A 17,566-nucleotide genomic window follows, 5' to 3' on the forward strand; every position below is an offset into this window, starting at 1 on the left:
CGGCCCAGTGCCCGACGCGCTATGCTAGGCTGCTAACTAAATCGTTACAGCTCAATGGAGCCGCAAACCGTGCCCCCCTCCCGCCGCATCACCTTGAAGGACCTGGCCCGGGAGCTCGGCGTCTCCACGGCGACCGTCTCCAACGCCTTCAATCGCCCCGACCAGCTCTCACCAGCCCTGCGCAAGCGCATCCTCGGCGAGGCCAAACGCCTGGGCTACCGGGGGCCCGACGCCAAGGCGCGCAGCCTGCGCACCGGCCGCTCGCGGATCATCGCGGTGATCCTCGCCGAAAGCCTCACCTACAGCATCAACGATGCCGTGGCCAGCGAACTGTTGTCCGGTGTCGCCGAGGTGCTGGATGCCCATGGCCATACCCTGCTGCTGCTCTCGGGCCGTCAGCACGCCTCTCAGACGCCCGGCTCGGCCAGCATGGCCGATGGCTTCATCGCCTACGGCCTGATGCCGCCGAGCCTGATGGCCTCGGCGGACCTGCCCGCCCAGCGCCCACTGGTGGCGATAGACTTCAGTCCCGAGGGCTATCCCACCGTGCATATCGACAATGAGCCGGCGAGCTACGCCATCGCCCGCCATGCCCTGCACACCCCAACGCGTCGGCCGGCGATAATCAGCCTGCGGCTCACCGAGTCCCCCTGCAATGGCCGGGTCACAGAGCAACACGCCCTGCTGCCCCCCGCGCGTTCCATCACCCGTTCGCGGCTCGCCGGCTTCTACCGGGCACTGGAGGAGCGCGGCTTCACACCCTCGGACGTGCCGCTGTGGAATATCGAGGAGAACACCTACGAGGTGTGTGCCCCGGTGATCGAGGAGATCCTCGCCCTGCCCGACGACGAACGCCCCGACCTGCTGCTGTGCATGTCCGACCGTATCGCCCTGACCGTGCTGACGCTGGCCGAACAACGCGGCCTGCGCATCCCCGAGGACCTGCGCATCACCGGTTTCGACGGCATCGCCGAGGGCCAGTACCGGGCCCCGCGGCTAACCACGGTGCGCCAGGACAGCACCGAGAAGGGCCGCATCGCCGCCCGCATGATCCTCGGCCTCTCGCCGGCCGAATCGACCCTGCTACGCACCGAGACGATGATCGGCGACACCGCCCCCTGAGATACCCGGGGGGGGGGTATCGCTTGCCGGCGCTTGCACCTTGCTTGCACAGTGCCTGACCAATGACTGCATCGCGCTGGGCGATGCTGTGATCTCCGTTCTTCCGTCTCGAGTCGCCCATGAGCCCCCGCCTCCCCCATCTCGCCGTGTCCCGCCTGGGCATCAAGCTGTTCGTGATCATTCTGGTGGTCAACGTGGCCATCTCGGCGCTGGTCTTCCTGGCGGTATCCCGCAGCCTCGACCGCGGCTTCATCGAGTACCTCGACACCACCCAGACCAATCGCGCCGAGACCCTCGCCGAGGGACTCGGCGAGGAGTGGGCCCGTCGCGGCGACTGGCAGTGGCTGCGTCACTCCCCCGACGCCTGGCACCGTCTGGTACGCCGCCAGCTGTGGCCCGGCGAGGGACCACCGCCCCACGGCATCGAACGGCGCCTGGGCGAACCCAGCGACTTCGTGCTTCACGATGCCACCGGCCTGCCGGTGATCGGGCTCCCTCCGGCGCCACCCGACGAGGAGAGCCCGCCCCCCGAGTTGCGTTGGCTGCCGATCGAGTACGACGGCGAACGCGTGGGCACCCTGGGGTATCGCCCGCCCGAGCAGCTGATGGCCCGCATGGACCGCATCTTCCTGGCACGCCAGCAGCGCAACCTGGCGATCATCGTCGGCTCCCTGGGCATCGCCTCGTTGCTGCTGGCCGGCGGTCTCTCCTGGTGGCTCGGCCGGCGAACTCGCAGCATGGCGCTGGCCACCCGGCGACTCACCGAGGGCGACTACAGCATCCGCCTGCCGGAACGGGGCCGCGACGAGCTCTCGCGGCTGGCCCGTGATTTCAACGTCCTGGCCGGCACCCTGGAGGCCAGCCGGGCGGCGCGCTCACGCTGGGTCTCCGACATCGCCCACGAGTTGCGCACCCCGCTGGCCGTGCTACGTGGCGAGATCGAGGCGATGCAGGACGGCATCCGGGCCCTCGACCACGACAACCTCCACTCCCTCTTCCAGGAGGTGGGCCAGCTCGAGCGGCTGGTCGCCGACCTGCGCCTGCTGTCCCAGAGCGACGCCGGTGCCCTCGAGGTCCAGCTCGCCCCGCTCGATCTGGCCGAGAACCTCGCGAGCCGGCTGGAGGAGGCCCGCGGCTGGCTCGACGGCCACAGCATCACCCTCGAGACCGCGATCACCGGCAAGGCCTGGATCCGCGGCGATATTCAGCGTCTGCGCCAGCTGTGGAACAACCTGCTCGACAATACCTGCGCCTACACGCATTCTCCCGGCCGGCTGCGGGTGAGCGTGCAGGTGCTCACAGACCGGATCCGGGTGACCTGGGAGGACAGCGCCCCGGGGGTACCGCCGCCGGAACTGCCGCGGTTGACCGAACGCCTCTATCGCGTCGAGGGGTCACGCAGCCGCGCCAGCGGCGGCAGCGGGCTGGGGCTCTCCATCGCCACCGCCCTGGTCAAGGCCCATGGCGGTCGCATGGAGGCCTCGTCATCGCCGCTCGGTGGGTTATGCTGGACACTGGAGTTTCCGGTACTCGACGACCCAGGCTTCAGGGAGAAACATGCATGCACCACCACGACACGCCGACGGACACCATCCTGATCGTCGAGGACGAGCCCAAGATCGCCCGCCTGGTCGCCGACTACCTCGAGGGCAACGGTTTCATCACCCACCACCTGGACCATGGCGATGCGGTACTGCCCTGGCTCGAGGACGCCAGGGGCGGAAGCAACGCTCCCGACCTGGTGCTGCTCGACCTGATGCTGCCGGGTACCGATGGCCTGACCCTGTGTCGCGAGATCCGCCAGCGCTGGCCACGGCTGGCGGTGATCATGCTCACCGCCCGCGTCGAGGAGGTCGACCGCCTGCTGGGGCTCGAGCTCGGTGCCGACGACTACATCTGCAAGCCCTTCAGCCCGCGGGAAGTGGTCGCCCGGGTCAAGGCGGTGCTGCGCCGCGGCCGGGCGGCCCGGGATCCCGACACCTCGGCTGGCAGTGACCTGGTACTCGACGACGACGGCTGGCGGGCCCTGGCCGACGGCCAGGACCTGGGCCTCACCGCCGTGGAGTTCCAGTTGCTGCGGGTGATGATGCACGCCCCGGGCCGGATCTTCTCCCGCGACCAGTTGATGGACCACATGTACCGCGACCACCGTATCGTCTCCGAACGCACCGTGGACAGCCACGTCAAGAAACTGCGCAAGAAGATCAGCGAGGTGTGGCCGGAGCGGGAGATCATCCGCTCCGTCTATGGCGTAGGCTACAAGTACCAGCCGGAGGAGTAGCCGGTCCCGGGCGGCCGATGCACCACCTTTGCACCTTCGCTGCATCCCTCTTGCACGGCGGCGGGCGAGACTGCCATCGTCCATCCGAGCCCCGCAAGGAGTGCCACCATGAAGACATCCCTGTCCCGCCAGCTGCTGATACCCGCCCTGCTCGCCATGGCCATCGCACCGCTGGCCCTTTCCGCCACCGCCGACGCTCACGGTGAGGGTCGCCACCCGGGCTGGGAGCAGCGCCAGGAACAGCGGGAGGCCAAGCGTCAGGCCCTGTTCGAGCGCGCCGGCATCGACGAGGCCACGGCCGCCGAACTGGAAGAGGCCCTCGGCGAACACCGCCAGGCCATGCGAGACCTGCATCGGCAGCACCGCGAGCGTGTCGACGCGATCCTCGACGAGGAGCAGCGTGAGGCCCTGGCGCAGGCTCGCCGTGACATGCACGAGGAGCAGCGCAGCGAGTGGCGCGAGGCCCGTCGCGCCGCCCTGCAGGAGCGCCTCGAGGCGCTGGTCGACGGCTGGGAGCTCTCCGATGAGGAGCGCGAGGCCCTGCGCGAGACCCGCGAATCGATCTACGCCGACCTGAACGAGCTCCGCGAGCGCGAGTTCGACTCCCGGGACGAGCGTCGCGCCGCCATGCAGGAGCTCCGCGAGGAGCACCATGCTGCCCTCACCGAGATCCTCAGCGACGAGCAGCTCGAGGAGCTGAAGGCCGCCATGGAGCCGCGCGGCGGCAAGGCCCATGGCAAGCGCCACGGTCATCACCGTTACCATCACGGCGGTGACACCCCGCACGGCGAAAAAGACGAGAGTCGCAACGACTGACCCGCCCTACCTCTCGCCGCGTTCTCGAAGGCCCGACCCTGCGTCGGGCCTTCGTTTCATGCTGCCGCGGCTGAATTCAACGCAGGGTTGCAGCCGACAACAGAAGTGCGTATTTTATTTGAACGACCAATCAATAAAAATCATCATGCGACGACTGCTCGACCGCGGCCTGCGAAACCCGGAGACGGTTCGCTCTCCATTCGGCACGCGCCGTACCGATGGCCCGTGACCGTGGTCGACACGGGCACCCCGGCGGGGCCGACACTTCAGCCCGTCTCATGGCCAGCGGCGTCGTACCAGGGTCTCGGGGACCAGCCAAGGCACACCGACCGCACGACAGCCCTGCCCCCGTCGCCCGACGGCATGAAACTCGACATCAACAACATTCAGGGAGTCAGCCCCATGGCGCATGACACTGCAGTTCCCGAACGACGGGACCGTCTCAACCCCGCCGTGTTTCACGGTTCGGTTGCCGGCATCCTGGTCTTCCTCGTCCTGACCATGCTGTTCACCGAGCGGGCCGGCGCCTTCTTCGATGCCGGCCTGGCCTGGGTCAGCGAGACCTTCGGCTGGTACTACATGCTGGCGGTGGTCGCCTACCTGGTTTTCGTGATTGCCATCGGTGCCTCGCGCTTCGGCAGCATCCGCCTCGGCCCCGACCATTCGCGGCCGGAGTTCTCGCTGCTCTCCTGGTCGGCGATGCTGTTCGCTGCCGGCATTGGCATCGACCTGCTGTTCTTCAGCGTCGCCGAGCCGGTCGCCCACTACCTGGCGCCGCCGGACCTGACCCCGGAGAGCCAGGAGGCGATGCGTGCCGCCGTGGTCCAGACCTTCATGCACTGGGGGCTCTCCGGCTGGGGACTCTACGTGTTGATGGGCATGGCACTGGCCTACTTCAGCTATCGCCATCGCCTGCCGCTGGCCATCCGCAGCGCCCTCTATCCCCTGCTCGGCAAACGCATCCACGGCCCCATCGGCAGCGCCGTGGACATCACCGCGGTGATCTCCACGGTGTTCGGCATCGCCACCAGCCTCGGCATCGGCGTGATGCAGCTCAACTACGGGCTCGCCTACATGTTCGACGTGCCGGAGAGCCTGTCGGTGCAGATCATCCTGATCGCCCTGGTGGTGGTGCTGGCCACCATCTCGGTGGTCAGCGGCGTGGAGAAGGGCATCCGCCGCCTGTCCGAGTTCAACATGCTGCTGGCCCTGGCGCTGCTGCTGTTCGTGCTCTTCCAGGGCCACACCCTGAAGCTGCTCGACATGGTGGTGAACAATGCCGGCGACTACTTCTCTGGCTTCGTGGCCAAGAGCTTCGATACCTACGCCTTCGCCGGCGACGCAGCCAATGAGTGGAAGCAGTGGTGGACGATCTTCTTCTGGGGCTGGTGGATCGCCTGGACGCCCTTCGTCGGCCTGTTCCTGGCGCGCATCTCCCGCGGCCGGACCATCCGCGAATTCGTCGCCGGTGCGCTGGGCATTCCGCTGGCCTTCATGATGGTGTGGATGTCGGTGTTCGGTAACAGCGGCATCGAGCTGGTCGCCAATCAGGGTATCGTCGAGCTCGGCGAACAGGCGCTGAACACGCCGCAGACCACCATGTACACCCTGCTCGAGCATTATCCCTGGGTCGGGCTCACCGCCGCCGTGGTCACGGTACTGGGCATCGTCTTCTTCGTCACCTCGGCGGATTCCGGCGCCCTGGTGCTGGCCAACTTCACCTCGATCCTGTCCGACGTGAACCACGACGCCCCGGTGCGCCTGCGCATCTTCTGGTCGGCGGTGATCGGTCTGGTCACCGTCGCCCTGCTGATGGCGGGTGGGCTCAATGCCTTGCAGAGCGCCGTGGTGATCACCGCCCTGCCCTTCTCGCTGGTGATCTTCGCGATCATGGTGGGCATGGTCAAGGCACTGAAGCTGGAGGGCCGCAAGGCCGATGCCCGGCGCCGCGTCTCCGGCACCGCCCCGGGCGGCGACTGGCGCGAGCGCCTCGACCGCGCCCTGGACACCTCGACCCGGGCCGGCGCCGCCTCCACCATCGAGCATGCCATTCGCCCGGCGCTGACCCAGTTCGCCCAGGAACTCGAGAGCCGCGGCCAGGAGGCCACGGTGACCGAGGAGCCGCTCGAAGGCGAACCACTGCCGAGCCTGACCCTGCAGGTGCAGCTGGAGAACGCCGCCAGCTTCGTCTACCAGGTCTGCCCGCACCGCATGCGCACCCCGAGCTTCCTGCCGGTGGATGACGACTACTATGTGCGACTGGACGTCTACCTGGCCGAGGGCGGTACCGGCCAGGACCTCAACGGCTATACCCGCGGCCAGGTGATCGGCGACGTGCTCTCGGAGTACGAACGCCACCTGCACTTCCTGGCGCTCGCCGGCGAGGGCGGCAACGTCCAGGCCATGCCCGGCGCCGTGGGCGAGCCCCCCGTGGAGGCGACCCCGGCCTGATCGAGCCGGACTCGACGACGGCGGCGGCCCCAGGGCGCCGCCGTTTTTCGTTGTATGGCGGTCATACCTTGGCCGCCTTGCGGCAGTGCAACGGCCAGGCGTAGCTTAAGGAACGCTTTCCCTGGCAAGGAACCGCCATGTCCCACCCCACCGACAAGCCCCCCTATCGCCTGCCCGTTCCCGGTAGCGCCCTGCTCGCCGCCTGGCGCCAGGGCTACGGCGTCGCCGAGTTGCGCCGCGACCTGATGGCGGGCCTGACCATCGGCATCGTCGCCGTGCCGCTCTCCATGGCGCTGGCCATCGCCACCGGCGTGCCACCCCAGCACGGCCTCTACACCGCCATCGTCGCCGGCGCCATCATCGCGCTCACCGGCGGCTCGCGCTTCAACATCTCTGGCCCCACCGCCGCCTTCGTGGTGATCCTGTTTCCCATCGTCGCGAGCCACGGCGTCGGCGGCCTGCTGATCGCCACCCTGATGGCGGGGCTGATCCTGGTGACCCTGGGGCTGGCGCGGCTGGGCAGCCTCATCCAGTTCGTGCCCTACCCGGTGGTGCTGGGCTTCACCGCCGGCATCGCGGTAGTGATCGCCCTGCTGCAATTGCCCGACTTCCTGGGCCTGGCCGGGGTCGAGCTCGGCGACAGCACCCTGCACAACCTGGGCGCCATCGCCCGCGGCGTGCCACGCCTGGCCCCGGCCGAGCTCGGAGTGGGATTGGTCACCCTGGCCACCCTGATCCTCTGGCCCCGGCTGAAGCTGCCGGTGCCGGCGCCACTGGTCGGCCTGGTGGTCGGTACCCTGGCCGCGCTCGCGGTCGTCCCGCTGGGAGTCGAGATCGACACCATCGCCTCGCGCTTCAGCTGGGAGGTCGCGGGCCAGGCCGGCAGCGGCATTCCTCCCTTCGCCCCGAGCCCGGTGGTGCCCTGGCGGCTACCGGGGCCGGACGGCATGCCGCTCGCCGTGGACTTCGCGCTGATCCGCGAGCTGCTCGGCCCGGCACTGGCCATCGCCATGCTGGCGGCGATCGAGTCGCTGCTCTGCGCGGTGGTCGCCGACGGCCTGACCCGCACCCGTCACGACCCCAACGCCGAGCTCCTCGGCCAGGGGCTCGGCAACATCGTGGTGCCCTTCTTCGGCGGCATCACCGCCACCGCGGCGCTGGCGCGCACCGCCACCAACATCCGCAGCGGCGCCGTTTCGCCGGTGGCCGCCGTGGTGCACTCGCTGGTGGTACTGCTCGCGGTGGTGGCGCTGGCCGGCGTGCTCGGCCTGGTGCCCATGGCCGCACTGGCCGCGCTGCTGTTCGTCATCGCCTGGAACATGAGCGAGGCACGCCACGTCGTGCACACCCTGAAGAGCGCCCCGGCGAGCGACGTGGCGATCCTGGTGATCTGCTTCGGGCTCACGGTGATCGTCGACATGGTGCTGGCGGTGGCCGTGGGCATCGGGCTCGCCGCGGCGCTGTTCATCCGCCGCATGGCCGAGCTGACCCACGCCCGCAGGCTGGACGCCGACGACAGCGAACTGGCCCGCGACCTGCCGCGCCAGGTGGCGCTCTACGACGTCAACGGCCCGCTGTTCTTCGGCGCCGCCGAGAAGGCGATCTCGTCGCTACGGGTGGTGGACCCGGAGGTCAGGGTGGTGATGCTCGACATGCACGACGTGCCGAGCCTGGATGCCACCGCCATCGTCGCCCTGCAGGCGCTGGCCGAGGAGCTGCGCGCGCAGCGGGTGGGGCTGATCTTCATCGGCATGCCGGCACGGATGGTGATGAAGCTGCGGCGTGCCGGACTCTACCGCGAGACCGGCCGGCTCGCCGCCGTGCGCCACCTGGACCACGCCCGACGGCTGGCCGGCCACTGGCTGGCCGCGCACCGCGACTGACCGCGGCTCGCCGCGTCTCATTCACCGTGGAGAGTGGCGATCAGCCGGCGGACGCCGCCCTGGTCGCGATGCTCGCCGAGCCACAGGCCCTGCCAGGTGCCCAATACCAGGCCGCCGTCGCGCACCGCCAGCGTGAGCTGGGTGCCGAGCAGGCTGGCACAGACATGGGCCGGCATGTCGTCGGGGCCCTCCAGGGTATGGCGGAAGTAGGGCAGGTCGCCGGGCACCAGGCGTCGCAGGAAGGCGTCCATGTCGTGGCGAACGTCCGGGTCGGCGTTCTCGTTGAGGGTCAGCGACGCCGAGGTGTGCAGCAGCTGCAGGTGGAGGAGCCCCGAGGAGACCTCCCGCAACCAGGGCAGGCCGTCGACCACCTCGTCGGAGATCAGGTGAAAGCCGCGCGGGCGCGGCGCCAGGCGCAGTTCCCGTTGTTGCCACATGGCGCGATTCCTCATGACAGTGAATATCCCGCCATGCTAAACCCGCGGCAGCGATGCCGCACGCCATGCCGGGCGTGCGGCATGCCGCCGCCGTTCACTCGGCGGCCACCGTGGTGGGCTGGCCTTCCGCCGCGGCGAACACCACCAGGATCTTGGCGTCGCTATCCGTCACATTGAAGAGCTGATGGTCCCGATTGAGTGCCTCGATATAGGCCTCTCCCGGCCCGTAGACATAGGGATCGCCACCCTCGGTGCGCAACTCGACCTCGCCCTCGAGGATATAGACGAAGACCGGCACCGGATGCTGATGCAGCGGCGTCCGCCCACCCGGCTCGATGGTGCCGATCACCGAGACAATCTCCGCCGTCCCCTGGGGCCAGGTGATGGCGTCACCGTCGCGGGTGGTGACCGTCTTCAACACTGGCTCCGTCTGGAAACCTGCCGGCAAGGCATCGTTATCCTGGGCGAGTGCCGCGGCGATGGGCAGGACCGCGACCAGCCCCAGGCCCAGGGCTGACTGCTTGATGATGGCTTTCATGGTGCTTCACTCCTCTGCGATATGTGATGCTTCTTCACTCAGGCCTTGATGGCCAGCAGCGAGATGCTCTTGACGCCGTAGGTCTCGCTGGCACCCCGGGCCGACTCGGTCAGGAAGCGGTACTCGGGATGCTCGCGCAGCGGCTGCACCCCGAATCCCGCCGCCTCGATGGCCCGACGATAGTCGTCTACCTGACTGGCGCCACCGATACAGGCGGCCCACAGGGTGGCGTTGCAGGAAACCTTCTCCGGCAGCGGCGACTCGGTGACGATGTCGGCGAGCGCCAGCCGCCCGCCGGGGCGCAGCACGCGGGCCGCCTCGGCGAAGACCCGCGGCTTGTCCGCCGACAGATTGATCACCCCGTTGCTGATCACCACGTCGACACTGCCGTCGGCGAAGGGGGGCGACTCGATGTAGCCGGCATGGAACTCGACGTTGGTGAAGCCCGCCTCGGCAGCCAGCCGCGTCGCCTTCTCGCGCTGGGCCTCGGTCATGTCGAGTCCCAGCACCCGGCCCTCGGGACCCACCGCCAGGGCGGCGAGCAGGCTGTCCATGCCGGAGCCGCTGCCGAGGTCGAGCACCGTCTCGCCGGGCAGGAGGTCGGCCAGGTCGAGGAAGTGCCCGACCCCGGCGAAGGAGTCGATGGCCGCGGCGGGGATCCGATCCAGGGCGTTCGACTCATAGCCCAGCCGTTCGGCCAGGGCGCGCCCCATCTCGAAATGGAAATCCCCTTCCGGCGTCTCGGCCACCTCGCGATACATCGCCTTGACCCGCGCTTCGAGTTCGTGGCGATCCACCGCGGGCGAGGTGGACGGTGCACTGGACGTGGAGGTTGCCGTGATGGTCATGATCTCTCTCCTCTTCGACTGGACATGGCACGACACCAGAGTGCCGTGTGCCCCAGGACGCAGTCGCCGACGGGATGGTTCCCGTCACGGGACGGGAACCCGGAAGCCAGTCGCCGCGTCCTTGCCATACCCTCGACTTGCCCGCCGCCGGCGCGCGTTCCATGCTCGAAGAGGTAAGCCATGTCCCTTGCCAGCCAGTTCACCAGCTCCCCGATGCCGTGGCCCGTCATGCCCCATCGGGACGATGCCCCGGGGACCACCATGAGCTACCCCGATGCCACCAGTCGCCGGCAGTGGTTCGAACAACGCCTGGAGCCGTTGATGGACCGGCTCTACGGCACGGCGCTGCGACTGACCCGCAATCCGGACGACGCCGAAGACATCGTCGCGGAGGCGGTGGGCAAGGCCTGGACCCGGCTCGACAAGCTGCGCGACCCCGAGCGCTTCGACGCCTGGCTGTTCCATATCCTCACCAATACCTTCATCAGCGAGTGGCGACGGCGGCAGAGCCGCCCCCAGCCCCCCAGTGGCAACGAACCGTCGTCCCCCGACGATCTCGACGCCGACCACTTCACTCTCTTCCAGCACTTGCATCAGCCCTTCCTGCTCTGGTGGGGCAGCCTGGAGGAGCAATTCTTCAACACCCTGCTGCAGGAGGACCTGCAGCGGGCCCTGGATGCCCTGCCTGACCCCTTCCGGGTGGCGATTGTACTGGTGGAGGTGCAGGGCTATACGTATGAGGAAGTCTCTCGCCTGCTCGGCATCCCGCTGGGCACGGTCCGCTCACGCCTTAACCGAGCACGTGCCCGGCTGCAGAGGACGCTCTGGGAGCAGGCCAGGGACGCCGGCGTCGTTTCCGGCCATCCGGGGCCCGAGCACCCGGGAACGGGAGGACAGCGCTCATGAGCCCCAGAGACATGAGCTGCGAGGAGGTCATCGAGCGGCTCTTCGACTATCTCGACCGGGAGCTGGATCACCAGCAGGCGGCCGATATCGAGCGACACCTGCATCGGTGCCGCGACTGCTTCACACGGGCCGAGTTCGAGAAACGACTACGCGCCAGGGTGGAAGCCTCAGGCACGGTGAAGGCTCCGCCACGCCTGCGCCAACGCATCCGCAGTCTGCTCGACCGGTTCGACGGCGACGAGACGGATGCGTGAGGAGACCCCATCATGGTGGCCATACTCGGGTACTCAACCCAACAGATCACCGATGCCGTCCAGGGCATGTACAGCGCCGTGGCCGACACCCCTGACTCCCACTTCCACTTCCCCGTGGGTAGCTCGGCCTGCCGGGCGCTCGGCTACCCCGAGGAGCAGCTGGCGGACCTGCCGCCACCACTGCTGGCCTCCTTCGCCGGCGTCGGGTACCCCTTTCGCGCCGGGGCCATCCGCGCCGGCGACCGAGTCCTCGACCTCGGGGCCGGTGCCGGCAACGATTCGCTGATCGCCGGCCGCCTCGCCGGACCCGACGGCCGGGTCGTCGCCCTGGACCTCACCGCCGCCATGACCCGCAAGCTCAAGCGCACGGCCGATGGCACCGACAACCTCAGCGTGGTCCAGGGCTCGGCGGAACGCCTGCCGCTGGCCGATGCCAGCGTCGACAGTATCACCAGCAACGGCGCCCTCAACCTGGTGCCGGACAAGCGCCGTGCCGTAGCCGAGATGTTCCGGGTGCTCAAGCCGGGAGGACGCCTGCAACTCGCCGACGTGGTGATCCACCGACCGGTCTCGGTAGACTGTCACGAGGACCCGCGCCTGTGGGTCGAGTGCGTGGTGGGCGCCACCGTCAAGGAGGAACTGCTGGCGCTGTTCGAGGAGGCCGGCTTCGAGGGGATCGAAGTGGTAGGCCGCCACGACTACTTCGCCCTGAGTCCCAGCGCCCAGACCCGGGAGGTCGCTGCGAGCTTCGGCGCCCACTCGATCGAAGTCGCCATGCGCCGCGGAGAATCGGCGCCGTCGCGCCTCCGGCAATGGTGGCGGCGGCTCGATCCGCGGCGTGGATTACTGCTGCTGCGTCGCCGCGGCCTGCTGGGCATGGCCGCGCTCATCATGGCCCTGCTGAGCTGCTACGGTACCCTGGCGCTGGTCGGCCTGCTACCGTTGCTGGGCATCGGCCTGGCGCTCGACGAGGGGGCCTGGGCCGTTGCCATCGCCGTCTTCGTGCTGCTGACCCTGGCGACGCTGGCCGCCGGCATCCGGCGCCACCACGCCATCGGCCCGACGCTGCTGGCGACGGCGGGCAGCGCTACCATCCTCTACGCGCTATTCGTCGACTATCGCGCCGCGGTCGAGCTGGCCGGCTTCGTGCTGCTGGCCGCCGCCACCCTGTGGGACCTGCGCCAGCGACGACGCCAGGAGGCCCGGGTGCTGGGGCTCGGCTAGCAGGCGCATAAAAAAGGGCGCGACTCGCGTCACACCCCAAGCTTCTCACCGCTGACACTACACGGCTTGCCTTACGAGAGAGCCTTGCACGGAGAACCGTTGCCGCAGCCTCAGAAGAAGCCCAGCGGATTGATGTCGTAGCTGACCAGCAGGTTCTTGGTCTGCTGGTAGTGCTCGAGCGCCACCTTGTGGGTTTCGCGGCCGACGCCGGACTTCTTGTAGCCACCGAAGGCGGCATGGGCCGGGTACTGGTGGTAGCAGTTGGTCCAGACGCGGCCGGCCTGGATGCCACGCCCCATGCGGAAGGCGACGTTGATGTCGCGACTCCACACCCCGGCGCCAAGGCCGAACTCGGTGTCGTTGGCGATCGCCAGCGCCTCGGCCTCGTCCTTGAAGGTGGTCACCGCCACCACCGGGCCGAAGATCTCCTCCTGGAACACGCGCATCTTGTTGTGACCCTTGAGCAGGGTCGGCTGGATGTAATAGCCCTTGTCGTAGGCCGGGTCGAAGCTCGCCTTGTCACCGCCGGTGAGGAATTCGGCGCCCTCCTCGCGGGCGATGTCCATGTAGGACATGATCTTGTCGAACTGCTCCTGGGAGGCCTGGGCGCCGACCTGGACGTCGGTATCCAGCGGGTTGCCGCGCTGGATCTTGACCACCCGTTCCATGACCTTGGCCATGAAGCTGTCGTAGATGCTCTCCTGGATCAGCGCCCGCGACGGGCAGGTGCACACCTCACCCTGGTTGAAGAAGGCCAGCACCAGGCCTTCCGCCGCTTTCTCGATGAACTCGGGCTCGGCGTCCATGATGTCGGCGAAGTAGATGTTGGGCGACTTGCCCCCCAGTTCCACGGTGGAGGGAATGATGTTCTCGGCGGCGCACTTGAGGATGTGTGCACCCACCGGGGTGGAGCCGGTGAAGGCGATCTTGGCGATGCGCTTGCTGGTGGCCAGCGCCTGACCCGCCTCGGCGCCATAGCCGTTGACCACGTTGACCACGCCGGGAGGGAGCAGGTCACCGATCAGCTTCATCAGTTCGAGGATCGATGCCGGGGTCTGCTCCGCGGGCTTGAGCACCACGCAGTTGCCGGCGGCCAGTGCCGGCCCCAGCTTCCAGACGGCCATCAGCAGCGGGAAGTTCCAGGGAATGATCTGCCCCACCACGCCCAGCGGCTCGTGGAAGTGATAGGAGACGGTGTTGGCGTCGATATCGGCCGCCGTGCCCTCCTGGGCGCGGATGCAGCCGGCGAAGTAGCGGAAGTGGTCGACGGCCAGCGGCAGGTCGGCGTTGAGCGTCTCGCGCACCGCCTTGCCGTTGTCCCAGGTCTCGGCCACGGCCAGCGCCTCCAGGTTCTGCTCGATGCGATCGGCGATCTTGAGCAGGATATTGGAGCGCTCGGTCGCCGAGGTCCTGCCCCAGGCGGGGGCGGCGGCGTGCGCGGCGTCCAGTGCCAGCTCGATGTCCTCGGCCGTGGAGCGCGGAATCTCGCAGAATACCTCACCGTTGACGGGACTGATGTTGTCGAAGTACTGCCCCTTCACCGGAGCGACGAATTCGCCGCCGATGTAGTTGCCATAGCGCTGGTCGAAGGAAACGATGGATCCTGCGCTGCCGGGGTTGGCGTAGATCATGACGTGCACTCCTGCGTGTAGTGAGATCTCTGGTGGCTCGACGGCCGGCGGTGTCCCGTAGTCGTTGACCGAGCCTGTGGTAGAGCGTAGCGAAATCTGACGGACGGCCCATGCTGCTATGGAGGGTGGCAACAGGGTCCTTTGGTCGTAGGTCGCGAGCCTCACGGTCGTTACCCGGCCCGGCAACACCGGGCCGGGCAGCGCTCAGCGATTGGCCAGATCCTGACCGGCATGTTCCCCGGGCAGCTTGAAGGTCCACAGCATGCCGCCCTGGTTGAACTCCTTGACGACCTTGGCCACCTCGCCCCCCCACAGCGGCACCGCGCCTCCCCAGCCCGAAGCGACGGAGACATACTGTTCGCCGCCCATGGTCCAGGTGATGGGTGTGCCGACCACGCCGGAGCCGGTATTGAAGCGATACAGTTCTTCACCGGTTCTGGCATCGAACGCCTTCAGGTAGCCCTCGGGGGTACCGGTAAATACCAGGTTGCCCGCCGTGGCCATGACACCGCCCCAGAGCGGAGCGCGGTTCTCATGGCGCCAGACTTCCTCACCGGTCTTCGGATCCATGGCCCTGAGCACCCCGATGTAATCCTCGTTGGCCGGCTTGATGGTGAAACCCGCTCCCAGATAGGCCGCCCCTTTCTTGTAGGAGACCGGTTCGTTCCAGATATCCATGGCCCATTCGTTGGAGGGCACGTAGAACAGGCCGGTATCCTGGCTATAGGCCATGGGCATCCAGTTCTTGCCCCCCAGGAAGGCCGGACGGGCCAGCACGGTCTCCCCTTTCTCGCCCTCCACATCGGCGGGGTTGCCTGGCCGTCCCTCGGTAAAGATCGGCCGTCCGGTCTCGTCGAGCCCCTCGGCCCAGGTGATCTCGTCGACGAACGGGAAGCCACGAATGAAGCTGCCGTCGTTACGATCGAGGACATAGAAGAAGCCATTGCGGTCGGCGGTGGCGGCCGCCTTGACGATCGTGCCGTTCTCTTCGTAGTCGAAGGAGATCAGTTCGTTGACACCGTCATAGTCCCAGCCATCGTTGGGCGTGGTCTGGAAGTGCCACTTGATGCTGCCGTCATCGGGGTCGAGCGCCACCCGGGAGGAAGAGAAGAGATTGTCCCCGGGGCGCAGGTGCGAGTTCCAGGGTGCCGGATTGCCGGTACCGAAGAAGAGCGTGTCGGTATCCGGATCGTAGGTCCCACCCAGCCAGGTCGCCGCCCCGCCGGTCTTCCACATGTCACCCGGCCAGGTCTTGCCGGCTTCACCACCGGAGATGCCGTTCTCGATGGCTTCGCCATCCCGGTAGACATAGCCCATGTGCCCTTCGACGGTCGGGCGGGTCCACAGCTTGTCCCCGGTCTTCGGATCATACGCCTCGACCTTGCCGACGATGCCGAACTCACCGCCGGAGACGCCGGTGATCAGCTTGCCCTTGACGATCATGGGCGCGGCGGTGATGGAGTACCCTTCCTGGTAATCCGCCACCGGCTTGATCCATACGACCTTGCCCGTCTCCTTGTTCAGGGCGACCAATTTCGCATCGAGTGTCGCGAAGAAGAACAGGTCGCCATACAGGGCACCGCCGCGGTTGATCACGTCACAGCACGGCATGATGCCATCCGGCAAGCGGGCGTCGTATTGCCAGATCTCCTCACCGGTTCTGGCGTCGATGGCATAGGCACGCGAATACGAAGCCGTCACGTACATCACCCCATCCTTGATCAGGGGCTGGGACTCCTGGCCTCGCATCTTCTCTCCACCGAAGGAGAACGCCCAGGCTGGCTGCAGGAATTGGACGTTGTCCGCATTCAGGATATCGATGGCACTGTAGCGCTGGCCCTGCAGCCCCATGCCATAGCTGACCACGGCATCGGCCGTGTCGTGATCGTTCATGATATCCTCATCGGTAACCGCATACGCACCAGAGGACACGGCCAGCGCAAGTACACTGAAGGCAAACTGTCGACCGACTGGATTCAATTTCATGGTTGCGCTCTCACTCTCTTGTTTTCAGAATTTCGCGGCACACCGGGAAGTCTTCCCGTCTCCCGAGCAATTCTTGTCGGCAAGCTTTCCGGCAACAATCGCACCCTCGCACGACTTCCCTCATCACTTGGTAGTAAGACCTTCAAGCGCACAAAAAAACCGCAGGGAGTGCCTGCGGTTACCGAGGGCCCGTGCGCCAGGCCAATCAGCCGTAGCCAGTTTCCTGTCATGACGAGTCCTCATCTTCGGCACCCAGGATTTCCTCGTAGAACGCGGGCATGCCATAGCGCAACCCATGGCGCTCGAAGATCTCGGCGATCTCGCCCTCGCGCACCAAACGATCCACTATCTCTTCGATCGCATATCCCAACTGTCGGTGCGTGTGCTTGACAGCCATGCCAACGTCCCAGGCCTGCCTGCCCATTCCCGGAAAGCCATTGCCGGCCGCCTCGAAAGACTGACCAGAATGGATACCCAGCTCATGGTCGATCTCGGCCCGCATCCCCATGACCGCGCTCACCTCACCGTCGGCCATCGCCTTGAAGGCCTGACGAATGTTGGCGAAATGGTGCGTAGTGTCGCGCAATTGACCCGCAAAGGCAGACGTCAGGTATGTCGCCGGCAAGGTATCGATCTCGACGCCGATGGGGTGATACTGGAATACCGCCATCGTTCCCACATCGTCCATGTCGTGGGTGTCGTAGGCGATCTGCCACTGCTCCCTCTGGTAGGGCGCGAACATGACGACCTGATCATTGATCACCTCACCGGTGGAATCGCGCATATAGGCATACGTCTTGTCATAGGGCACGCGCAGCATGACATCGGCGATGCGGCGCTTGGCCAGATAGTGCCCTTTCCAGATATGATTTCGCAGGTCGTCGTCCAGGGTTTCGTCGGGGATAATCCAGTAGACGCGGAACTCCACGCCGAGCCCTTCGGCAATCTTCCTGCCGATATCGATATCGACGCCGACCGCTTCCCCTTCTTTCTCGTAGGAGTAGGGCGGAAAGTCACGATAGACCCCGACATTCAAGTAACCCGACTCGATGACGATGTCATGGGTTCTCTCGGGAGCACGCTCGAGGATCGACTCGCTCGCATTCGAGAGTGCGCTCCATGCCAGCGTGAAAACGGCAAGCCATCGAATCAACAGCATGACTCTTCTCCCCCTCACTTTCATGGAACC

The 17,566-nt window shown here is 67.0% G+C and carries 15 protein-coding genes; 9 read left to right on the forward strand and 6 right to left on the reverse strand.

Annotated features, from left to right (window positions below; all coding sequences use genetic code 11):
• Positions 1-54: 54 nt before the first annotated feature.
• From AC5W54_RS09210 to dauA, 6 genes are all read left to right on the forward strand, one after another.
• Positions 55-1,122: a LacI family DNA-binding transcriptional regulator gene (locus tag AC5W54_RS09210; protein ID WP_495961779.1), complete on the forward strand. Its 1,068-nt coding sequence runs from the start codon at positions 55-57 to the stop codon at positions 1,120-1,122.
• Between the two features lie 119 nt (positions 1,123-1,241).
• A complete protein-coding gene (locus AC5W54_RS09215; protein WP_495961780.1) occupies positions 1,242-2,720 on the forward strand; it encodes an ATP-binding protein in 1,479 nt (492 codons plus the stop codon).
• Positions 2,684-3,403, forward strand: coding sequence for a response regulator (locus AC5W54_RS09220; RefSeq protein ID WP_495961781.1), 720 nt, complete (start codon positions 2,684-2,686; stop codon positions 3,401-3,403). Before AC5W54_RS09215 ends, AC5W54_RS09220 begins: the two co-directional genes overlap by 37 nt.
• A gap of 108 nt (positions 3,404-3,511) precedes the next feature.
• Positions 3,512-4,219 carry a Spy/CpxP family protein refolding chaperone gene (locus AC5W54_RS09225; protein ID WP_495961782.1) on the forward strand — a complete coding sequence of 236 codons (708 nt, stop codon included), beginning with the start codon at positions 3,512-3,514 and terminating at the stop codon, positions 4,217-4,219.
• Between the two features lie 402 nt (positions 4,220-4,621).
• Entirely contained in the window at positions 4,622-6,670 is a 2,049-nt protein-coding gene (gene betT, locus AC5W54_RS09230) for a choline BCCT transporter BetT (RefSeq protein ID WP_495961783.1), read from the forward strand.
• Between the two features lie 137 nt (positions 6,671-6,807).
• Positions 6,808-8,553: a C4-dicarboxylic acid transporter DauA gene (gene dauA, locus AC5W54_RS09235; RefSeq protein WP_495961784.1), complete on the forward strand. Its 1,746-nt coding sequence runs from the start codon at positions 6,808-6,810 to the stop codon at positions 8,551-8,553.
• A gap of 17 nt (positions 8,554-8,570) precedes the next feature.
• On the opposite strand, the gene AC5W54_RS09240 is transcribed toward dauA, so the two are convergent.
• The 3 genes from AC5W54_RS09240 to AC5W54_RS09250 form a co-directional block, all read right to left on the reverse strand.
• Positions 8,571-8,990, reverse strand: coding sequence for a secondary thiamine-phosphate synthase enzyme YjbQ (locus AC5W54_RS09240; protein WP_495961785.1), 420 nt, complete (start codon positions 8,988-8,990; stop codon positions 8,571-8,573).
• Between the two features lie 94 nt (positions 8,991-9,084).
• Positions 9,085-9,528, reverse strand: coding sequence for a cupin domain-containing protein (locus AC5W54_RS09245; protein WP_495961786.1), 444 nt, complete (start codon positions 9,526-9,528; stop codon positions 9,085-9,087).
• A gap of 38 nt (positions 9,529-9,566) precedes the next feature.
• Complete coding sequence (locus tag AC5W54_RS09250) at positions 9,567-10,376, reverse strand: methyltransferase domain-containing protein (RefSeq protein WP_495961787.1); 810 nt, start codon at positions 10,374-10,376, stop codon at positions 9,567-9,569.
• Between the two features lie 180 nt (positions 10,377-10,556).
• Between AC5W54_RS09250 and AC5W54_RS09255 the strand changes: the two genes are divergently transcribed.
• Genes AC5W54_RS09255 through AC5W54_RS09265 form a run of 3 tightly spaced genes read left to right on the forward strand, consistent with a single transcriptional unit; the run spans position 10,557 to position 12,760 of the window.
• Complete coding sequence (locus tag AC5W54_RS09255) at positions 10,557-11,282, forward strand: sigma-70 family RNA polymerase sigma factor (RefSeq protein ID WP_495961788.1); 726 nt, start codon at positions 10,557-10,559, stop codon at positions 11,280-11,282.
• The gene (locus tag AC5W54_RS09260) at positions 11,279-11,536 is read left to right on the forward strand and encodes an anti-sigma factor family protein (RefSeq protein WP_495961789.1); all 258 of its coding nucleotides are present in this window, start codon (positions 11,279-11,281) and stop codon (positions 11,534-11,536) included. The genes AC5W54_RS09255 and AC5W54_RS09260 overlap by 4 nt, the downstream gene beginning before the upstream one ends.
• 12 nt (positions 11,537-11,548) lie before the next feature.
• Positions 11,549-12,760 (forward strand): MerC family mercury resistance protein, encoded by a 1,212-nt coding sequence (locus AC5W54_RS09265; protein WP_495961790.1) that lies wholly within the window; start codon positions 11,549-11,551, stop codon positions 12,758-12,760.
• Positions 12,761-12,870: 110 nt separating this feature from the next.
• Here AC5W54_RS09265 and exaC read toward each other — a convergent pair whose 3' ends face one another.
• From exaC to AC5W54_RS09280, 3 genes are all read right to left on the reverse strand, one after another.
• The gene (gene exaC / locus AC5W54_RS09270; protein WP_495961791.1) at positions 12,871-14,391 is read right to left on the reverse strand and encodes an acetaldehyde dehydrogenase ExaC; all 1,521 of its coding nucleotides are present in this window, start codon (positions 14,389-14,391) and stop codon (positions 12,871-12,873) included.
• Between the two features lie 204 nt (positions 14,392-14,595).
• Entirely contained in the window at positions 14,596-16,377 is a 1,782-nt protein-coding gene (locus AC5W54_RS09275; protein ID WP_495961792.1) for a PQQ-dependent methanol/ethanol family dehydrogenase, read from the reverse strand.
• A 226-nt stretch (positions 16,378-16,603) separates the two neighbouring features.
• Positions 16,604-17,536: a substrate-binding periplasmic protein gene (locus AC5W54_RS09280; RefSeq protein ID WP_495961793.1), complete on the reverse strand. Its 933-nt coding sequence runs from the start codon at positions 17,534-17,536 to the stop codon at positions 16,604-16,606.
• Between the last annotated feature and the right edge of the window lie 30 nt (positions 17,537-17,566).

Source organism: Halomonas sp. LMYGS-3 (assembly GCF_059509875.1).

Bases quoted from the DNA above. Each gene is read 5' to 3' on its own strand.
- AC5W54_RS09210 (WP_495961779.1), top strand. From the start codon at position 55: ATGGAGCCGCAAACCGTGCCCCCCTCCCGCCGCATCACCTTGAAGGAC.
- AC5W54_RS09215 (WP_495961780.1), top strand. From the start codon at position 1,242: ATGAGCCCCCGCCTCCCCCATCTCGCCGTGTCCCGCCTGGGCATCAAG.
- AC5W54_RS09220 (WP_495961781.1), top strand. From the start codon at position 2,684: ATGCACCACCACGACACGCCGACGGACACCATCCTGATCGTCGAGGAC.
- AC5W54_RS09225 (WP_495961782.1), top strand. From the start codon at position 3,512: ATGAAGACATCCCTGTCCCGCCAGCTGCTGATACCCGCCCTGCTCGCC.
- betT (WP_495961783.1), top strand. From the start codon at position 4,622: ATGGCGCATGACACTGCAGTTCCCGAACGACGGGACCGTCTCAACCCC.
- dauA (WP_495961784.1), top strand. From the start codon at position 6,808: ATGTCCCACCCCACCGACAAGCCCCCCTATCGCCTGCCCGTTCCCGGT.
- AC5W54_RS09240 (WP_495961785.1), bottom strand. From the start codon at position 8,990: ATGTGGCAACAACGGGAACTGCGCCTGGCGCCGCGCCCGCGCGGCTTT.
- AC5W54_RS09245 (WP_495961786.1), bottom strand. From the start codon at position 9,528: ATGAAAGCCATCATCAAGCAGTCAGCCCTGGGCCTGGGGCTGGTCGCG.
- AC5W54_RS09250 (WP_495961787.1), bottom strand. From the start codon at position 10,376: ATGACCATCACGGCAACCTCCACGTCCAGTGCACCGTCCACCTCGCCC.
- AC5W54_RS09255 (WP_495961788.1), top strand. From the start codon at position 10,557: ATGTCCCTTGCCAGCCAGTTCACCAGCTCCCCGATGCCGTGGCCCGTC.
- AC5W54_RS09260 (WP_495961789.1), top strand. From the start codon at position 11,279: ATGAGCCCCAGAGACATGAGCTGCGAGGAGGTCATCGAGCGGCTCTTC.
- AC5W54_RS09265 (WP_495961790.1), top strand. From the start codon at position 11,549: ATGGTGGCCATACTCGGGTACTCAACCCAACAGATCACCGATGCCGTC.
- exaC (WP_495961791.1), bottom strand. From the start codon at position 14,391: ATGATCTACGCCAACCCCGGCAGCGCAGGATCCATCGTTTCCTTCGAC.
- AC5W54_RS09275 (WP_495961792.1), bottom strand. From the start codon at position 16,377: ATGAAATTGAATCCAGTCGGTCGACAGTTTGCCTTCAGTGTACTTGCG.
- AC5W54_RS09280 (WP_495961793.1), bottom strand. From the start codon at position 17,536: ATGCTGTTGATTCGATGGCTTGCCGTTTTCACGCTGGCATGGAGCGCA.